Raw genomic sequence first — 14,566 nt, 5'->3', positions numbered from 1 at the left:
CTCTGGCTCGGCGTCTTACCCACCGAGGAAGTCCTTGCGGACCTGCTCGTCGTTCAGGAGGACGTCGCCGTCGTCCATGTAGCGGTTCCGTCCGTTCGCGAGGACGTAGCCGCGATCACAGCGCCGCAGCGCCTCCTTGGCGTTCTGTTCGACCATCAGCACCGCCGTCCCGTCGTCGTTGATCGCGTCGATGCGGTCGAACATATCGTCGACGAAGTCGGGCGCGAGCCCCGCCGACGGTTCGTCCAGGAGCAGCAGCGAGGGCTCCAACATCAGCGCCCGACCCATCGCGAGCATCTGCTGTTGGCCGCCCGACATCGTCCCCGCCTTCTGCGACTGTCGCTCTTCGAGGATCGGGAAGCGCTCGAAGACGGCGTCGAGGGCGTCCTGCGGCACCGAATCGAGGATGTACGCGCCCATCTCCAAGTTCTCTCTGACCGTCAGGGAGGCGAACACGTTGTCGTTCTGCGGCACGTAGCCGATCCCCTCGTGGATGATCTCCTCGGGGCGGAGTCCGGTGATGTCCTCGCCCTCGAACGTCACCGTCCCGCCCATGTGCGACGTGAGCCCGAAGATCGACTTCATCACCGTCGACTTCCCCGCGCCGTTCGGTCCGACGATCGTCACGTACTCCCCGCCTGCGACGTCCATATCGACGTCGGTGAGGATCTGCAGGTCGCCGTAGCCCGCGTCGAGGCCCCGCACTTCGAGCAGCGACTGCCCCTCGCGGTCGGGGACCGTCTTTCGGGACACGTCGCCGTCACCCGACGGAGGGTCCCGTTCGGTGTCTGCGCTCATACGTTCCCCCCGAGGTAGGCCTCGATGACCTCCTCGTTCGCCTGAATCTCCGCGGGTGACCCCTCGGTGAGGACCTGCCCCTGATGCAGGACGATCACTCGCTCGCAGTTCTCCATAATCAGGTCCATGTCGTGTTCGACGAGCAGGAAGGTGTAGCCTTGCTCGCGCAGTTCGTGTACGTGTTCGAGCAGGCGTTTCTCCAGCGACGGATTGACGCCCGCGAACGGTTCGTCCAACAGGAGCATGTCCGGATCGGTGAGCAGCGCGCGTGCCATCTCCAGCAGTTTGCGCTGCCCACCGGAGAGGTTGCCCGCGTACTCCTCGGCGATGTGGTCGATGTCGAAGAACTCGAGGACGTTCCAGACCCGTTCGAGGAGTTCCTCCTCCTGTTCGACGACGTCGTCGCGGAAGCCGGGAGTGACCGAGCGCCAGAGCGCCTCTCCGCGCTGGGCCTTCGGTGCGAGCATTAAGTTCTCCAAGACGGTCATATCCCGCAGTTCTCTCGCGATCTGGAACGTCCGGACGAGCCCCTTGTTCGCGATCGCGTGCGGCCGCTGGCCGGTGATGTCCTCGCCGTCGAACGTGACGGTGCCCGCGTCGGGGGTCAGCATCCCGGTGATGAGGTTGAACGTCGTCGACTTCCCCGCGCCGTTCGGGCCGATGAGGCCCGTGAGCGTCCCGCGCTCGACTTGGAACGACGCGTCGTCGACGGCGGTGATCCCACCGAAGGTCTTTCGCAGACCGTCGACCTGCAACGGGTACTGCTCGGAGACGTCGGGGCCGCCGGAGCCGAGATCCAGCCGGGTCGACGGCTCTTCCGTTGTGGGCGCGCCCGTGCCGCCCGCAGCGCCCGAGGGCTCTGACTCCGCCTCGGCGTTCGTCGCGTCGGTGTCACTCATCGACCTCACCTCCCGCGTCGCCGCCGTCGGTGCTCGCCGTCCCGCGCGCTCGCGACGCGGTCAGGGGAATCCCCGCGGCGGTCTCCTTGCGGTGCCCGAGCATCCCCTCGGGGCGGTTGTGCATCAGCCAGATCAACACCAACCCCATAATGACGAGTTGGAGCTGTCGGACGCTGTCGATCGTGTAGAAGAACAGCGGTGCGGGGTCGAAGTTCGAGACGAGCGGCGCGACCGCCGGGCCGAAGCTCGACGGCGCGTCCGCGTTCGGGATTACCGTGTCGATCAGGTTCTTCAGGTACCGCGGGCCCTGGTACAGGAGCGCGGCGAAGACGGCTCCGCCGAGCACGCTGCCGGTGTTCGAGCCCGCGCCGCCGATGATGAGCGCGATCCAGACGAAGAAGGTGATCCGAGGGCGGAAGAAGTTCGGCGTGACCGCGCCGCTTGTCATCAGCCAGAGGATCCCGACCAGCCCCATCAGCGCACAGCCGAGCATGAACGCCTTGATCTTGAACCGGTTCGTGTTCTTCCCCAGCGAGTTCGCGACGTCCTCGTCCTCGCGGATCGCCTTCAGGACTCGCCCGAAGGGCGACTCGCCTGTTCGCTTCAGGAGCCAGAAGAACGCGGCGACGAAGCCGAGAAGCACCGCGCCGTACACGAGTCCGTCGACGACAGGTTTCGGGTTGTTGGGGATGATCACGGTGAACGCGTCGACGAAGCCGAGATAGGCGTCCCACAGTCCGAAGAACGCGAAGAACGCCTCCAGCGGGTTGGTGAAATCGAGGATGAGCCCGGAGCCGCCGCCGAACCCGACGCGCTCGCCGAACAACTGGAACTGCTGGAGTTCGCCCGAGAGGAACGAAAAGCGGACGATCTCGGACATCGCGATCGTGACGATCGCCAGGTAGTCGGCCCGCAACCGAAGCGCCGGTAAGGCAACCAGCGCTCCGAGCAGGGCCGCGGCGACCATCCCGGCGACGATCCCGACCACCAGCGGCAGACCGAGTCCTCCGACCTGCGCCGCGCCGCCGGAGCCGTACAACGGTTTCGAGACCAGCGCCATCACGTAGATTCCTACGGCCATGAACCCCACGATACCGATGTTGAACAGCCCGGTGTATCCCCAGTGGAGATTGAGCGCGAGCGCGAGCATCGCGAAGACGCCGATGTAGAAGGTCAGCACGGCGATCGTGTTCAACTGACCGCGAACTGAGTAGCCGAGACCGACCCCCACGAGAATGTACACGGCGTACAGCGCGAGGAGGACGACGACGATCAGCCCCGCGTCGCCGCCCGGGATGCGGTCGGCGACGTCGTCGCGGACGCTCATGCCGTCGTCCTCCCGGAGAAGAGCCCTTCGGGTTTCACCAACAGGAGCACGATCATCACGAAGAACGCCGCCGCGCGGGCGAACGCCGAGGGGATCCAGATGACCGAGACCGACGCCGTCAGTCCGATCGCGAGACCGCCGACGATGGCCCCGTAGATCGACCCGATCCCGCCGAGGATGACGGCCGCGAAGATCAAGAGCAGCAGCAGCCAGCCGTCGTTGAACCCGAGCGTCCCCTTCCAGAGGATGAACATGTAGCCAGCGACGCCCGTCAGTCCGCCGCCGATCACCCACACCGCGCGAACGACGCGCTCTGTCGGAATCCCGGTGATTTGGGCGAGGTCCTCGTTGTCGGCCATCGCGCGCATCGCCTTGCCGAGTTTCGTCAGTTGCAAGAGGAGGTGCACCGCGAGCATCAGCGCGCCCGCGACGACGACGAGCGCGACGTCGTGGGCGTCGATGCGGACGAAGCCGTCGACGAGATACAGCCCGACGGCGGGGGGTTGGGCCGTCGTCCCGCGGACGCTTGCACCGAAGACGAACTGCATCAGATAGCGGAGCGCGAACGCCACGCCGATGCTGGTGATGAGAAGCGTGATCCCGTCGGCGTCGCGGATCGGACGGAACGCCGTCCGGTCGACGAACAGCGCCAGCCCCACAGTGACGACCCCGGAGACCAGAATCCCCGCGAGGACCGCCAGCGGCGTCCCGGTGACGCCGATGCCGAGTGACCCGCCGAAGACGGAGCCGCCCGCCCCGACGAGCAGCAGCGCGCCAACGTCGGCGCGCCCCAGACCGGCGACGAGGTACGTCGTCGCCCACCCGGAGAACGCCCCAGCGGTGATGTAATCGCCGTGCGCGAAGTTCGCGAAGTTCAGAATGCTGTACGTCATAGAGAGCCCGATGCCCGCGAGACCGACGACCAGTCCGCGCATCAGCCCGTCCCAGACGAGCGAGCCGACGCCGCTGAAGGAGTGCTGTCCCGTCGCGAGACCTGCGAGCAGGTCAAACAGCAGAACGACTCCAACGAGCGCCAGCAGCACGGACCCCGGCCGTGTGACCGCGAACTGCCGTCCGCGTGTGTACGTCTCGGCAATACCCATTGATAACTATCCTCACGGTATTTGCGGACGGGAAACGATGATAAGTCTTTCTTCCCGTTTCCGGACGCGCGGTAAAATCTGCCGCCGTAGTGTCTGCGGTCGGAGGAGTCGACGACAGTATCAAGCCCTCCCGGCGTTTCGCCGCAACCGTGACGACTCGAACGCGGCGACTCCTCGCGGTCGCGACGGCGGTCGCCGTCGTCGGAACGGTCGGAAGCCTCTGGTTCAGCCTCGGGCTCGGACTCGTCCCGTGTGAGTTGTGCTGGTACCAGCGGATCCTGCTGTACCCGCTGACGGTCGTTCTCGGCGTGGCGACGATGGAGGACCGGCCGGCTGTCGTCCGGACGGTACTTCCGCTTTCGGCTGTCGGCGTCGTCGTCGCCGCCTACCACGTGCTGCTCCAACTGCGACCGACGGTCGGGGCGACCTGTTCGGTCGACGGCGGCTGTTCGTCGGTTCTCTACCCGATGCTCGGCGGGCTACTCACGATTCCGCGGCTCTCGCTGCTCGCGTTCCTCCTCGTGACGGGCCTGTCGGTGGCGGTGTGGCTCCACCGCGACGGCGGGCAGGATCAGTCGTCTCGGAGCCGGTGAACGAGCGAGCTCTCCTGATCGACCAACTGGTAGGCCGCCGAGGCGACGAGCAGCACCGAGAGGCCGCCGCCGACGGCCGCCGGCGGGAGCGTCCGGAGCACCGGCACTCCGACGGCGATCGCGAGCAGCGAGAGGCCGCCGAGGAGCCCGAGGCCGAGGTAGTACTCCGCCCACGAGATCCCGTACTGCGGCACCACCTCCATATAGACGGCCACGTCGCCGGCGTTGTCGGCGATCGTCACCGTCTTCGCGTCGGGATCGTACTCGACGATCCCCAGATCGTCGAGTTTCGGGAGGTGCGTCTGGTGCAGCGAGACGTACACGCTCTGGCGGACGTTGCGCGGTGGCGGCGACTCTCCGGCCTCGACGGCTCCGATCCGCTCTGCGAGGTCCGACACGGTTTCGGTTCCGGCTCCCTCGCGAAGTCGTTCGAGGACGAGCCGACGCCGATCGTTTCGCAGAACGTCGTGGATCTCCGAGGCGTCCAGTGTGCCGTCGTCGGGCGGTGGACGTCCTCGGGTTCGCTCATCACGTACTACTCTCAGAAGTCGTCATACATGAACCTGTCCGAATCGGCAGTCGCCTGCGTTCCGGTCGTGGCCCGTCCGTCGATATCCGCGATAGCCGGTTCGATCCGACGTCGAAACCGGTCTGACGACGTCGAGACGGTTCGAGAGGATTACTCGGTCGGACGCGGCCGCGCGATGAACAGCGTCTCGACGATGCTGAACGGGTTGTACACCGACTGGTGGCACTGGCAGTAGACGTCGTCCTCGGCGTTGAACTTCGCCGACCCCTCGGCTTTGAACTGGGGGACACAGCAGAAGTGCGTACACTTGTTGAGCCACGCGATGAAGCCCTCCTCCGTCGAGGCTTCCAGCCACGGATCGTTCTGCGCCATCTCCATCACGCGGTCGGACTTGATGACCTGAATCGGGATGACGTCCTCGACGTCCTCGGAGCGCCAGCGGCCGGTCGCCGGCTTTCCGAGGCCGTCGGTCCCGACGCCGTTCGACCAGTCCTGATAGTCCTCGAAGTCGTCGACGTGGAGTCGGTCGCCCTCGGAGTACGCCTCGTTCTGCCACTCGTAGCCGGGGCTACCCCCCGATCGGAAGTAGTTGTCCGAGTCGTACTCGGGGTCGATTCCGCCGTAGGATTCGACTCCGCAGAACTGGAACCAGTCGGAACCGTAGGTGACGCCGGAGCCCTTGAAGTCCTCCGTCTCGGCGATGGTGACCTGGATGCCCTGTTGGTCTACGGTCTTCACTTCCGGCCAGACGCCGCGGAGGTACCCCTCGTCGTCGATTTCGACGGGGATCTGCGGCATCCCGCGCGGGGCGGGGCCGTCGGTGTTCTCGATCGCGTACGCGACGGTCGATCCGCCGCCCGCCCCGGCGGCCTGCGTCGCGGAGTTGATCGCGGTCGCACCTGTCGCGCCGACGCCCGCGAGCGCCGCGCCCCCCACGACACCCTTCACGAACCGGCGACGACCCGACTCCGCCGGATACTTGTCGCGCTCACTCATATTCGACAGTTCGTCCCGCCGGTAAAAAGGATGACGAAACCCCCGGTCGGATCGGCACTCCACGAACCATCACCCCGCGGAGATGTTGAGAAGCGACGGCGGGGGGTGGTCCGACCGTGTGCTCTCGACGGCAGGTGATCTCCGAGCGGCCTCGAAGACGTTAGTCGTCGATAGGGGGATCAACGATCGTCGACCGAAACGGTCCGTTCAGGGCCCGATACCCGGTCCCGCGTGGGGTACGGTGATCGCAGACTCGGTGGTTTTTTACTCGGATGAGAGTATACAGCGAGGTATGGAATTACACAGCAGGGACGTCAAGCAGGACGTCCGGGAACTCGGCGCGCTGCTCGGCGACGTGTTGGCCGAGCAGACCTCCGATCAGTCCTTCGAGACCGTCGAAGACATTCGAACGGCCGCGATCGACTACCGAAAGGGCGAACGGGAGTCGAGGGCCGAACTGGATGCGTTGCTCGACGGTCTCGACCCCGACGGCGAGAGCATCGTCGCTCGCGCGTTCACCACGTACTTCGAGCTCATCAACCTCGCCGAGGAGCGCGAGCGCGCCCGCGTCGTCCGCGAGTCCTCGCAGGCGGGCGAACTCGACGACGGACTCGTCGCGACCGTCGAGACGCTCGTCGAAGCCGACGCGGACGCCGACACCGTCCAGCGGGTCCTCGACGACGTCCTCATCGAGCCGACGTTCACCGCCCACCCGACGGAGGCGCGCCGAAAGACCGTGAAGGCGAAGCTCCGATCGATCGCGAGCCGCCTCGAAGAACTCGACGAGCGTCGGCTCACCGACCGGGAGCACGACCAGCTCTGGCGGAAGGTCGACGCCGAGGTCACCAGCCTCTGGCAGACCTCTCAGGTCCGCGAGCGCCGCCCCGAGCCCCAAGACGAGGCGCGGAACATCCAGTGGTACCTCGAATCGATCCTCTTCGACGTCGTCGGCGAGGTGTACGCCGAGTTCGAGGACCTGCTGGCCGAGGAGTACCCCGAGGTCGACGTCCCGAAGCTCTTCGAGTTCCGCTCGTGGGCGGGCTCTGACCGCGACGGCAACCCCTTCGTCACGACCGAGGTGACGACCGACACGCTCGAACGGCAGCGGACGGTGGTCCTCGAAAAGTACAGCCAGGCGCTCAAGCGCCTCTCCGGCGTACTCAGTCAGGACGGCCGCCGCGTCGACGCCGGAGCCGACCTCGAACGGTCGCTGAAGGCCGACCGCGCGCGGCTACCCGGCGTCGCCGACGAGGCCGAGGAGCGTTACCCCGGCGAGCCGTATAGACAGAAGCTGAAGCTGATGCGCGAGCGGCTCCGCCGGATCGAGGACGTCCGCCCCGACGGCTACGGCGAGCCCGAGGAGCTGCTCTCCGACCTCGAGGTGATCGACGGGAGCCTGCGCTCGATCGGTGCCGACGCCGTCGCCGACGAGTACGTCGAACCGCTGATGCGGCAGGTGGACACGTTCGGATTCACCCTCGCGAGCCTCGACCTCCGAGACCACCAGAAGAACCACACCGAAGCCGTCCACGAGGCGCTCGCACAGGAGGGTATCGACTACCGAGACCGCGACGAGTCGGGCCGCGTCGACGTGCTGACGGAGGCGATCCTGCAGGACGAGCCCGTGATCGACTTCGACAGCCCCGGCGACGTCTCGGAGACGGCCGCCCGCGTGCTCGAACGCTTCGAGATGCTCGGCGAGTGGCAGCGGGAGTTCGGCGTCGGCGCGATCGACACCTACTGCATCTCGATGACCGAGGAGCCCAGCCACGTCCTCGAAGTGCTCTTCCTCGCCGATCAGGCGGGCGTCGTCTCGCTGCCGGACCACTGCGGGATCGACGTCGTCCCCCTGCTCGAAACCGAGTCGGCGCTCAACGGCGCGCGCCGGATCATGGGGACGCTCTTCGAGAACGAGGCGTACGCGCAGGCGCTCGCGGCGCGCAACGACGTCCAGGAGATCATGCTGGGCTACTCCGACTCGAACAAGGAGAACGGCTTTCTGGCCGCCAACTGGGACCTCTACAAGAACCAGCGCCGCCTCGCGACGATCTGCGACGACTTCGACGTGCAGATGCGGCTGTTCCACGGCCGCGGCGGGTCGATCTCCCGCGGCGGCGGCCCGATGAACGAGGCGATGCTCGCGCTGCCGAACGAGACGGTCACGGGCCAGATCAAGTTCACCGAGCAGGGCGAGGCGATCGCGGAGAAGTACGCCAACCCCCAGATCGCCGAGCGCAACGTCGAACAGATGCTGAACGCACAGGTCCGCGCGCGGCATCAGGCCATTCGTGAACCCGAGGAGGACGTCCGCGAGGAGTGGCTCGACGCGATGGACGAGATGGCCGCGACCGCGCGCGCGCAGTACCGCGATCTGCTGGAATCCGACGGCTTCGTGACGTACTTCGGGCAGGCGACGCCGATCGGCGTCATCGAGAACCTGAACCTCGGCTCTCGCCCCGCGTCGCGCTCGGGCGAGCGGACCGTCGAGGACCTGCGGGCGATCCCGTGGGTGTTCTCGTGGACGCAGTCGCGCTGCATCATCACGGGCTGGTACGCCCTCGGAACGGGCATCGAGACGTACCTCGAGAACGGCGGCGACCTCGAAACCTTGCAGGAAATGTACGAGGAGTGGCCGTTCTTCCGGACGACGCTGGACAACGCGTCGCTCGCGCTCGCGCGCACCGACTTCGACATCGCGACGTACTACGCGGACCTCGCGGACGACGAACTCCGCGAGGCGTTCTTCCCGCACCTCCGCGAGGAGTACGAACGCGCCCGTGACGTCGTCCTCGACATCACCGGCCAGGACTCGCTGCTCAGACGCGAGTGGCTCGACGAGAGCCTCCGCCGGCGAAACCCCTACGTCGACCCGCTGAACCTGCTGCAGACGCACCTCCTCGACCAGGAGTACCGCACCGACGACGAGGAGCAGACGCTCCGGCTGACGGTCAAGGGGATCGCCGCCGGAATGAAGAACACTGGATAACGGGCTCGTCGGGTCGAGACCCCGGACGGAGCCCCTAGAGCTGATTCCAAGGCGCGGCGTCGAAGTCGACGATGCGGTGTCGCTCCTCGACGGCGTCGACGGCGGCGACGTCCTCGGCGTCCAGGTCGACGTCGAGCGCGCCGAAGTTCTCGCGGATGTGCGCGGGCGTTCCGGATTTCGGAATGGGCGTGACGTTCTCCTTCTCGAGCAGCCACGCGAGCGACACCTGCGCGGGCGTCGCGTCGTGCTTCTCCGCGACCTCGACGATCGCGTCGACCTCCGCGACCCGGTTGCGCGCGATCGGGCAGTACGCGACCAGTCGGTGGCCGTGCTCGACCGCCAGCTCGTGCAGCTCCCGCTGCGGCAGGAGCGGGTGCATCTCGACCTGGTGGGCCGCCAGCGGCGCGTCGAGCCGCTCGATGGCGGCTTCGAGCTGGTCCGGCCGGAAGTTGCTCAGCCCGACGTTCTCGACGACGCCCTCCGCGACGAGTTCGTCGAGCGCGGGCAGGGTCTCCTCGGGGTCGTAGGTCTCGATCGGCCAGTGGACGTACAGCAGGTCGATCGAGTCGACGCCGAGCCGCTCGGCGCTCTCGCGCGCGGTCGAGAGAACGTCGTCGTACGCGAGGTTCGCGGTGTCGAGTTTCGTCGCGACGAAGACGTCGTCGGCGTCGCGGTCGGCGCGCGCGAGACCCTCGGCGACGAGTTCCTCGTTGCCGTAGCTCTGGGCGGTGTCGACGTGGTCGTAGCCGAGGTCGACGGCGGTGGCGACGGCGGTCCTCGCCGTCTCCGGATCGGTCAGTTTGTACGTTCCGAGGCCGAGCGGTGGGAGTGCCATACCCGGGAAGTCGCACGCGACGCCGACGTTATTTTCGGTGTCTGACTCGGTGCGGTGCCCCGGCGAGATCGCCGAACGATCGGGTGGGATGCGTGCGAGGTTCTCGCAGGGGATCGGGCGCTCCGAAACGGTTTTGATGGGCCCTCGCGCACACTCGGTATGCCGAAGGAACCCGACACCGGGTACGACCCGACACTGGGTCGGAAGTTCATTTTCGTGACCGGCGGGGTGATGTCCGGACTGGGGAAGGGCATCACCGCGGCGAGCACCGGCCGCTTGCTGTCGAACGCCGGCTTCGACGTGACCGCGGTCAAGATCGACCCGTATCTCAACGTCGACGCGGGGACGATGAACCCCTACCAGCACGGCGAGGTGTACGTGTTGAAAGACGGCGGCGAGGTCGACCTCGACCTGGGGAACTACGAGCGCTTCCTCGGGGTCGACATGACCTCCGATCACAACGTCACCACGGGGAAGACCTACCAGCACGTCATCGAGAAGGAGCGCGCGGGCGACTACCTGGGCAAGACCGTCCAGATCATCCCCCACATCACGGACGACATCAAGCGCCGCATCCGCGAGGCCGCCGAGGGAACCGACGTCTGCATCGTCGAGGTCGGCGGCACCGTCGGCGACATCGAGGGGATGCCCTACCTCGAGGCGCTCCGGCAGTTCGCTCACGAGGAGGACGACGGCGACATCCTCTTTACGCACGTCACGCTCGTCCCGTACTCGAAGAACGGCGAGCAGAAGACGAAGCCGACGCAGCACTCCGTCAAGGAACTGCGCTCGATTGGCCTCCAACCAGACATCCTCGTCGGGCGCTGCGAGAACGAACTCGACCCCGAGACGAAGGAGAAGATCGCGCTGTTCTGCGACGTGCCGACGGAGGCCGTCTTCTCGAACGCCGACGTCGAGGACGTCTATCACGTCCCGCTGATGGTCGAAGAGGAGGGCCTGGACGAGTACGTGATGGAGCGGCTGGATCTCGACGGCGAGGCGCTTCCGAAACCCGAGCGCGAAAACCGCTGGCGCGAGCTCGTGACCCGCGAGCGGACCGACGAGGTCGACATCGCCCTCGTCGGCAAGTACGACCTCGAAGACGCGTACATGTCCGTTCACGAGGCGCTGAAGCACGCCGGGATCGAGCGCCGGACGGAGGTGAACGTCCTGTGGGTCGACTCCGACGAGATGCTCGACCGCCACGAGAACCGACTGAAGGAGGCCGACGGCGTCGTCGTGCCCGGCGGGTTCGGCTCACGCGGGACCGCCGGGAAGATCAAGGCGATCCAGTACTGCCGCGAGAACGACGTGCCCTTCCTCGGGCTCTGTCTCGGCTTCCAGATGGCCGTCGTCGAGCACGCGCGGAACGTGCTCGGGTTCGAGGACGCCCACTCCGCGGAGCTCGACCCCGACACCGCCCACCCGGTCATCGACATCCTCCCCGAGCAGTACGAGGTCGAGGACATGGGCGGGACGATGCGACTCGGCGCACACGACACCGACATCGAGGCCGGCTCGCTGGCCGCGACGGTCTACGGCGATACGGTCTGTACCGAGCGGCACCGACACCGCTACGAGGTCAACCCCGAGTACATCGAGCAACTCGAGGACGGCCCGCTCGCGTTCTCGGGCCGCGCGAACAACCGGATGGAGATCCTCGAACGGACGGACCACCCGTACTTCCTCGGGACCCAGTTCCACCCCGAGTTCCGCTCGCGGCCCGATCGGGCGAGCCCGCCGTTCGTGGGACTGCTCGACGCGATCGCCGGGGATCTGGACGCCCGCGAACTCTCCGAGGAAACCGAGGTGCAAGCCTGATGGTCAACGTAGAATCTTTCATCACCGACGCAGTGGCAGAGATCGAAGAACAGGTCGGCGACGCGAACGCGGTCATCGCGCTCTCCGGCGGCGTCGACTCCTCGGTCGCGGCCGCCCTCGCGTACCGCGCGATCGGCGACCAGCTCACGCCCGTCTACGTCGACACCGGGTTGATGCGGAAGGGCGAGACCGACCAGATCCGCGAGACGTTCTCCTACATGGACTCGCTGCGCGTCGTCGAGGCGCAGGATCGGTTCCTCGACGCGCTCTCGGGAGTCGTCGACCCCGAGGAGAAGCGTCACGCCATCGGCGAGCAGTTCATCCGCGAGTTCGAGCGCGAGGCGAAAGACGCCGACGCCGACTACCTCGTGCAGGGGACGATCTACCCCGACCGCATCGAGTCGGAGGGCAACATCAAGTCCCACCACAACGTCGGCGGGCTCCCGGAGGTCGTCGACTTCGAGGGCCTCGTCGAGCCCGTTCGCGAACTGTACAAAGACGAGGTCCGCGAGGTCGCCCGCGAACTGGGCCTCGAGGAGATCATCTCCGAGCGGATGCCGTTCCCCGGCCCGGGGCTGGCGATCCGCGTCGTCGGCGAGGTGACCAGAGAGAAGGTCGCCGTCGCCCGCGAGGCGTGTCACATCGTCGAGGAGGAGACCGCCGAGCACGACCCCTGGCAGGCGTTCGCCGCCGTCGTCGGCAAGGCGACCGGCGTGAAGGGCGACAACCGCGTCCACGGGTGGATCGTCTCGGTCCGGTCGGTGGAGTCCCGCGACGGGATGACCGCGCGCGCCCAGGAACTCCCGTGGGAGACGCTCCAGCGCATCCAATCGCGGATCACCGGCGAGAACGAGAACGTCGCCCGCGTCGTCTACGACGTGACGCACAAACCGCCGGCGACCATCGAGTACGAATGATCCTGCTCGCAGGGGCCGACGACGACGGACTCGGCGACGCGCTCGCCGCGCTCGGCGCTGACGTCGTCCGCGTGGAGGGCATCGCGACGAAGCAGTCGCTCGTCGACGCCGGAGTCGGCGATGCGCGGGCGCTCGTGCTCACCGAGATGGACGACGCCTCGGCGATCCCCGTCGCCAAGGAGCTGCGCCCGGACCTCCGAGTCGTCACCTACAGCCGCGACTCGCTGCCGGAGTTCGCCCGCGGGCAGACCGATCTGGCCGTCGACCCCGCGCTCTTGGAGCCGGACGTCGTCGCCGAGGAACTGCTCGACAGCCTGGCCGCGAGCGACTGACGCCGGATCTCGGTGCCGGTCGCACCGCTCTTCGCGCTGTCTCCGGGAAGGATCAGGACGGCCGCTACAGGTGCCATCCGGTGAGCGGCGGTCCCGTCCTCGCATCCGCGAGCGAGCCGCGGACGCGTCACGACAACTCATAGACACCAACTAAGAGTTTTCGACCCAGCAGTCGTGATTCTGCCGTGGCTGGTCGGCGTTGGCGGACAGTCGGCACCCGCGTCGGTGGCGTCTCGGCGTCGGTTCCACCCACCGCGACGACCTCCCGTTCTCCCGCGCCGCCGTGCCGAACAACCGCGACACGACGCGGGACGTCTCTCAGATCACAGCGGCAGTGGCCGCTCGTTGATATATAAACGCTCGTCGAGAATGCAATCGGCTCTCGGGGAATACTACGTCCGCCGCGCGCCCGTCCCCGGGCGGTCGACGTCGGCGAGTCGGATCTCGCTGCCCTCGATCGGGACGCCCGCGTACTCGTCGTCGTCGAGCAGCAGCGCGCCGTCGAGGTCGGCGTAATCGAGGAGCGGCGCGAGGTGGCAGGCGGCCGCGATCGACGCGTTCGACTCGATCATACAGCCGAGCATCACCTCCAGTCCGTGGGCCCGCGCGGCGTGTATCATCCGGCGGGCCTCCGCGAGGCCGCCGGTCTTCATCAGTTTCAGGTTCACGATGTCCGTGCGGTCCGCGACCGCGGGGACGTCCGGCAGCGTCACGCAGGACTCGTCGGCCGCGATCGGCAGCGCCGAGCGTTCGTAGACGAACTTGAGACCGTCGGGATCGGTGGCCGGGACGGGCTGTTCGACGAACTCGACGTCGTAGGCGTCGAGTCGCTCGGTCATCCGCACCGCTTCTCTGGGGGTCCACGCCTCGTTGGCGTCGACGCGGATTCTGGCGTCCGGCGCCTCCTCGCGGACGGCGGCGACGATCTCCTCGTCGCGGTCGGTCCCGAGTTTCACCTTCAGGACGTCGTAGCCGTCGTCGACGGCTTCGCGGGTCTTCTCGCGCATCCGCTCGGTGGTGTCGAGTCCGATCGTGAACGACGTCTTCGGGGCGCGGTCCGGATCCAGTCCCCACTGTCGATACAGCGGGACGTCCAGCCGTTTAGCCGCCAGATCGTGTAGCGCGACGTCGACGGCGGCGCGCGCGGCGGGATTGTCCTCGACGACGGTGCGGAGTTCGCGCTCGATCCGCTCGATCGCGTGGGGATCGCCGACGGATTCGACGACCTCGAGGAGTTCCGGGAGCACGGCTTCGACCGTCTCGGGGGTCTCCCCGTAGTGGCCGGAGGGGGCCGCGCCCCCGACCCCCGTCCGCCCCTCGTCGTCGGTGACTCGGACGACGACGTTCTCGGCGACCTCTTGGGTCCCGCGCGAGATGGTGAACGCGTCCGCGAGCGGGAGCGAGACGCGCTCGAACTCCGTCGAGAGCAT

Annotated in this window: 14 protein-coding genes; 6 read left to right on the top strand and 8 right to left on the bottom strand. The window is 67.2% G+C overall.

The window, feature by feature from the left end; translation table 11 throughout:
* Window positions 1-15: 15 nt before the first annotated feature.
* Genes ACP99_RS13900 through ACP99_RS13885 form a run of 4 tightly spaced genes read right to left on the bottom strand, consistent with a single transcriptional unit; the run spans window position 16 to window position 4,127 of the window.
* Window positions 16-798, bottom strand: coding sequence for an ABC transporter ATP-binding protein (locus ACP99_RS13900; protein ID WP_081927476.1), 783 nt, complete (start codon window positions 796-798; stop codon window positions 16-18).
* Window positions 795-1,697 carry an ABC transporter ATP-binding protein gene (locus ACP99_RS13895; protein ID WP_081927475.1) on the bottom strand — a complete coding sequence of 301 codons (903 nt, stop codon included), beginning with the start codon at window positions 1,695-1,697 and terminating at the stop codon, window positions 795-797. Before ACP99_RS13895 ends, ACP99_RS13900 begins: the two co-directional genes overlap by 4 nt.
* Window positions 1,690-3,024: a branched-chain amino acid ABC transporter permease gene (locus ACP99_RS13890; protein WP_049987180.1), complete on the bottom strand. Its 1,335-nt coding sequence runs from the start codon at window positions 3,022-3,024 to the stop codon at window positions 1,690-1,692. The genes ACP99_RS13895 and ACP99_RS13890 overlap by 8 nt, the downstream gene beginning before the upstream one ends.
* Window positions 3,021-4,127 carry a branched-chain amino acid ABC transporter permease gene (locus ACP99_RS13885; protein WP_049987179.1) on the bottom strand — a complete coding sequence of 369 codons (1,107 nt, stop codon included), beginning with the start codon at window positions 4,125-4,127 and terminating at the stop codon, window positions 3,021-3,023. Before ACP99_RS13885 ends, ACP99_RS13890 begins: the two co-directional genes overlap by 4 nt.
* A 149-nt stretch (window positions 4,128-4,276) precedes the next feature.
* Between ACP99_RS13885 and ACP99_RS13880 the strand changes: the two genes are divergently transcribed.
* Window positions 4,277-4,720 carry a disulfide bond formation protein B gene (locus ACP99_RS13880; RefSeq protein ID WP_049987178.1) on the top strand — a complete coding sequence of 148 codons (444 nt, stop codon included), beginning with the start codon at window positions 4,277-4,279 and terminating at the stop codon, window positions 4,718-4,720.
* Here ACP99_RS13880 and ACP99_RS13875 read toward each other — a convergent pair.
* On the bottom strand, window positions 4,699-5,208 hold the full coding sequence (locus tag ACP99_RS13875) for a DUF7344 domain-containing protein (RefSeq protein WP_049987177.1): 510 nt from the start codon (window positions 5,206-5,208) through the stop codon (window positions 4,699-4,701). The two genes, ACP99_RS13880 and ACP99_RS13875, sit on opposite strands and share 22 nt — an antisense overlap.
* A gap of 191 nt (window positions 5,209-5,399) precedes the next feature.
* Window positions 5,400-6,245, bottom strand: coding sequence for a cytochrome b (locus ACP99_RS13870; protein ID WP_049987176.1), 846 nt, complete (start codon window positions 6,243-6,245; stop codon window positions 5,400-5,402).
* A 292-nt stretch (window positions 6,246-6,537) separates the two neighbouring features.
* On the opposite strand from ACP99_RS13870, the gene ppc reads away from it, so the two are divergent.
* A complete protein-coding gene (gene ppc / locus ACP99_RS13865) occupies window positions 6,538-9,231 on the top strand; it encodes a phosphoenolpyruvate carboxylase (RefSeq protein ID WP_049987175.1) in 2,694 nt (897 codons plus the stop codon).
* Between the two features lie 34 nt (window positions 9,232-9,265).
* On the opposite strand, the gene ACP99_RS13860 is transcribed toward ppc, so the two are convergent.
* On the bottom strand, window positions 9,266-10,066 hold the full coding sequence (locus tag ACP99_RS13860; RefSeq protein WP_049987174.1) for an aldo/keto reductase: 801 nt from the start codon (window positions 10,064-10,066) through the stop codon (window positions 9,266-9,268).
* A gap of 159 nt (window positions 10,067-10,225) precedes the next feature.
* Between ACP99_RS13860 and ACP99_RS13855 the strand changes: the two genes are divergently transcribed.
* The 4 genes from ACP99_RS13855 (at window position 10,226) to ACP99_RS20080 (ending at window position 13,485) form a co-directional block, all read left to right on the top strand.
* Window positions 10,226-11,887, top strand: a complete 1,662-nt coding sequence (locus ACP99_RS13855; protein ID WP_049987173.1) for a CTP synthase — start codon at window positions 10,226-10,228, stop codon at window positions 11,885-11,887.
* On the top strand, window positions 11,887-12,804 hold the full coding sequence (gene guaA / locus ACP99_RS13850) for a glutamine-hydrolyzing GMP synthase (protein ID WP_049987172.1): 918 nt from the start codon (window positions 11,887-11,889) through the stop codon (window positions 12,802-12,804). Before ACP99_RS13855 ends, guaA begins: the two co-directional genes overlap by 1 nt.
* On the top strand, window positions 12,801-13,136 hold the full coding sequence (locus tag ACP99_RS13845) for a DUF7126 family protein (protein ID WP_049987171.1): 336 nt from the start codon (window positions 12,801-12,803) through the stop codon (window positions 13,134-13,136). The genes guaA and ACP99_RS13845 overlap by 4 nt, the downstream gene beginning before the upstream one ends.
* 199 nt (window positions 13,137-13,335) lie before the next feature.
* On the top strand, window positions 13,336-13,485 hold the full coding sequence (locus ACP99_RS20080; RefSeq protein WP_156105734.1) for a hypothetical protein: 150 nt from the start codon (window positions 13,336-13,338) through the stop codon (window positions 13,483-13,485).
* 43 nt (window positions 13,486-13,528) lie between these two features.
* Here ACP99_RS20080 and ACP99_RS13840 read toward each other — a convergent pair whose 3' ends face one another.
* Window positions 13,529-14,566, bottom strand: coding sequence for a dipeptide epimerase (locus ACP99_RS13840; protein ID WP_049987170.1), 1,038 nt, complete (start codon window positions 14,564-14,566; stop codon window positions 13,529-13,531).

Source organism: Halobellus rufus, assembly GCF_000739575.1.
GTDB classification, from domain to species: domain Archaea; phylum Halobacteriota; class Halobacteria; order Halobacteriales; family Haloferacaceae; genus Haloquadratum; species Haloquadratum rufum.
This window is presented reverse-complemented; position numbering and strand designations above follow the sequence as displayed.

Bases quoted from the DNA above. Each gene is read 5' to 3' on its own strand.
- ACP99_RS13845 (WP_049987171.1), top strand. From the start codon at position 12,801: ATGATCCTGCTCGCAGGGGCCGACGACGACGGACTCGGCGACGCGCTC.
- ppc (WP_049987175.1), top strand. From the start codon at position 6,538: ATGGAATTACACAGCAGGGACGTCAAGCAGGACGTCCGGGAACTCGGC.
- ACP99_RS13870 (WP_049987176.1), bottom strand. From the start codon at position 6,245: ATGAGTGAGCGCGACAAGTATCCGGCGGAGTCGGGTCGTCGCCGGTTC.
- ACP99_RS13890 (WP_049987180.1), bottom strand. From the start codon at position 3,024: ATGAGCGTCCGCGACGACGTCGCCGACCGCATCCCGGGCGGCGACGCG.
- ACP99_RS13860 (WP_049987174.1), bottom strand. From the start codon at position 10,066: ATGGCACTCCCACCGCTCGGCCTCGGAACGTACAAACTGACCGATCCG.
- ACP99_RS13855 (WP_049987173.1), top strand. From the start codon at position 10,226: ATGCCGAAGGAACCCGACACCGGGTACGACCCGACACTGGGTCGGAAG.
- ACP99_RS13900 (WP_081927476.1), bottom strand. From the start codon at position 798: ATGAGCGCAGACACCGAACGGGACCCTCCGTCGGGTGACGGCGACGTG.
- guaA (WP_049987172.1), top strand. From the start codon at position 11,887: ATGGTCAACGTAGAATCTTTCATCACCGACGCAGTGGCAGAGATCGAA.
- ACP99_RS13895 (WP_081927475.1), bottom strand. From the start codon at position 1,697: ATGAGTGACACCGACGCGACGAACGCCGAGGCGGAGTCAGAGCCCTCG.
- ACP99_RS13885 (WP_049987179.1), bottom strand. From the start codon at position 4,127: ATGGGTATTGCCGAGACGTACACACGCGGACGGCAGTTCGCGGTCACA.
- ACP99_RS13840 (WP_049987170.1), bottom strand. From the start codon at position 14,566: ATGCTCTCGACGGAGTTCGAGCGCGTCTCGCTCCCGCTCGCGGACGCG.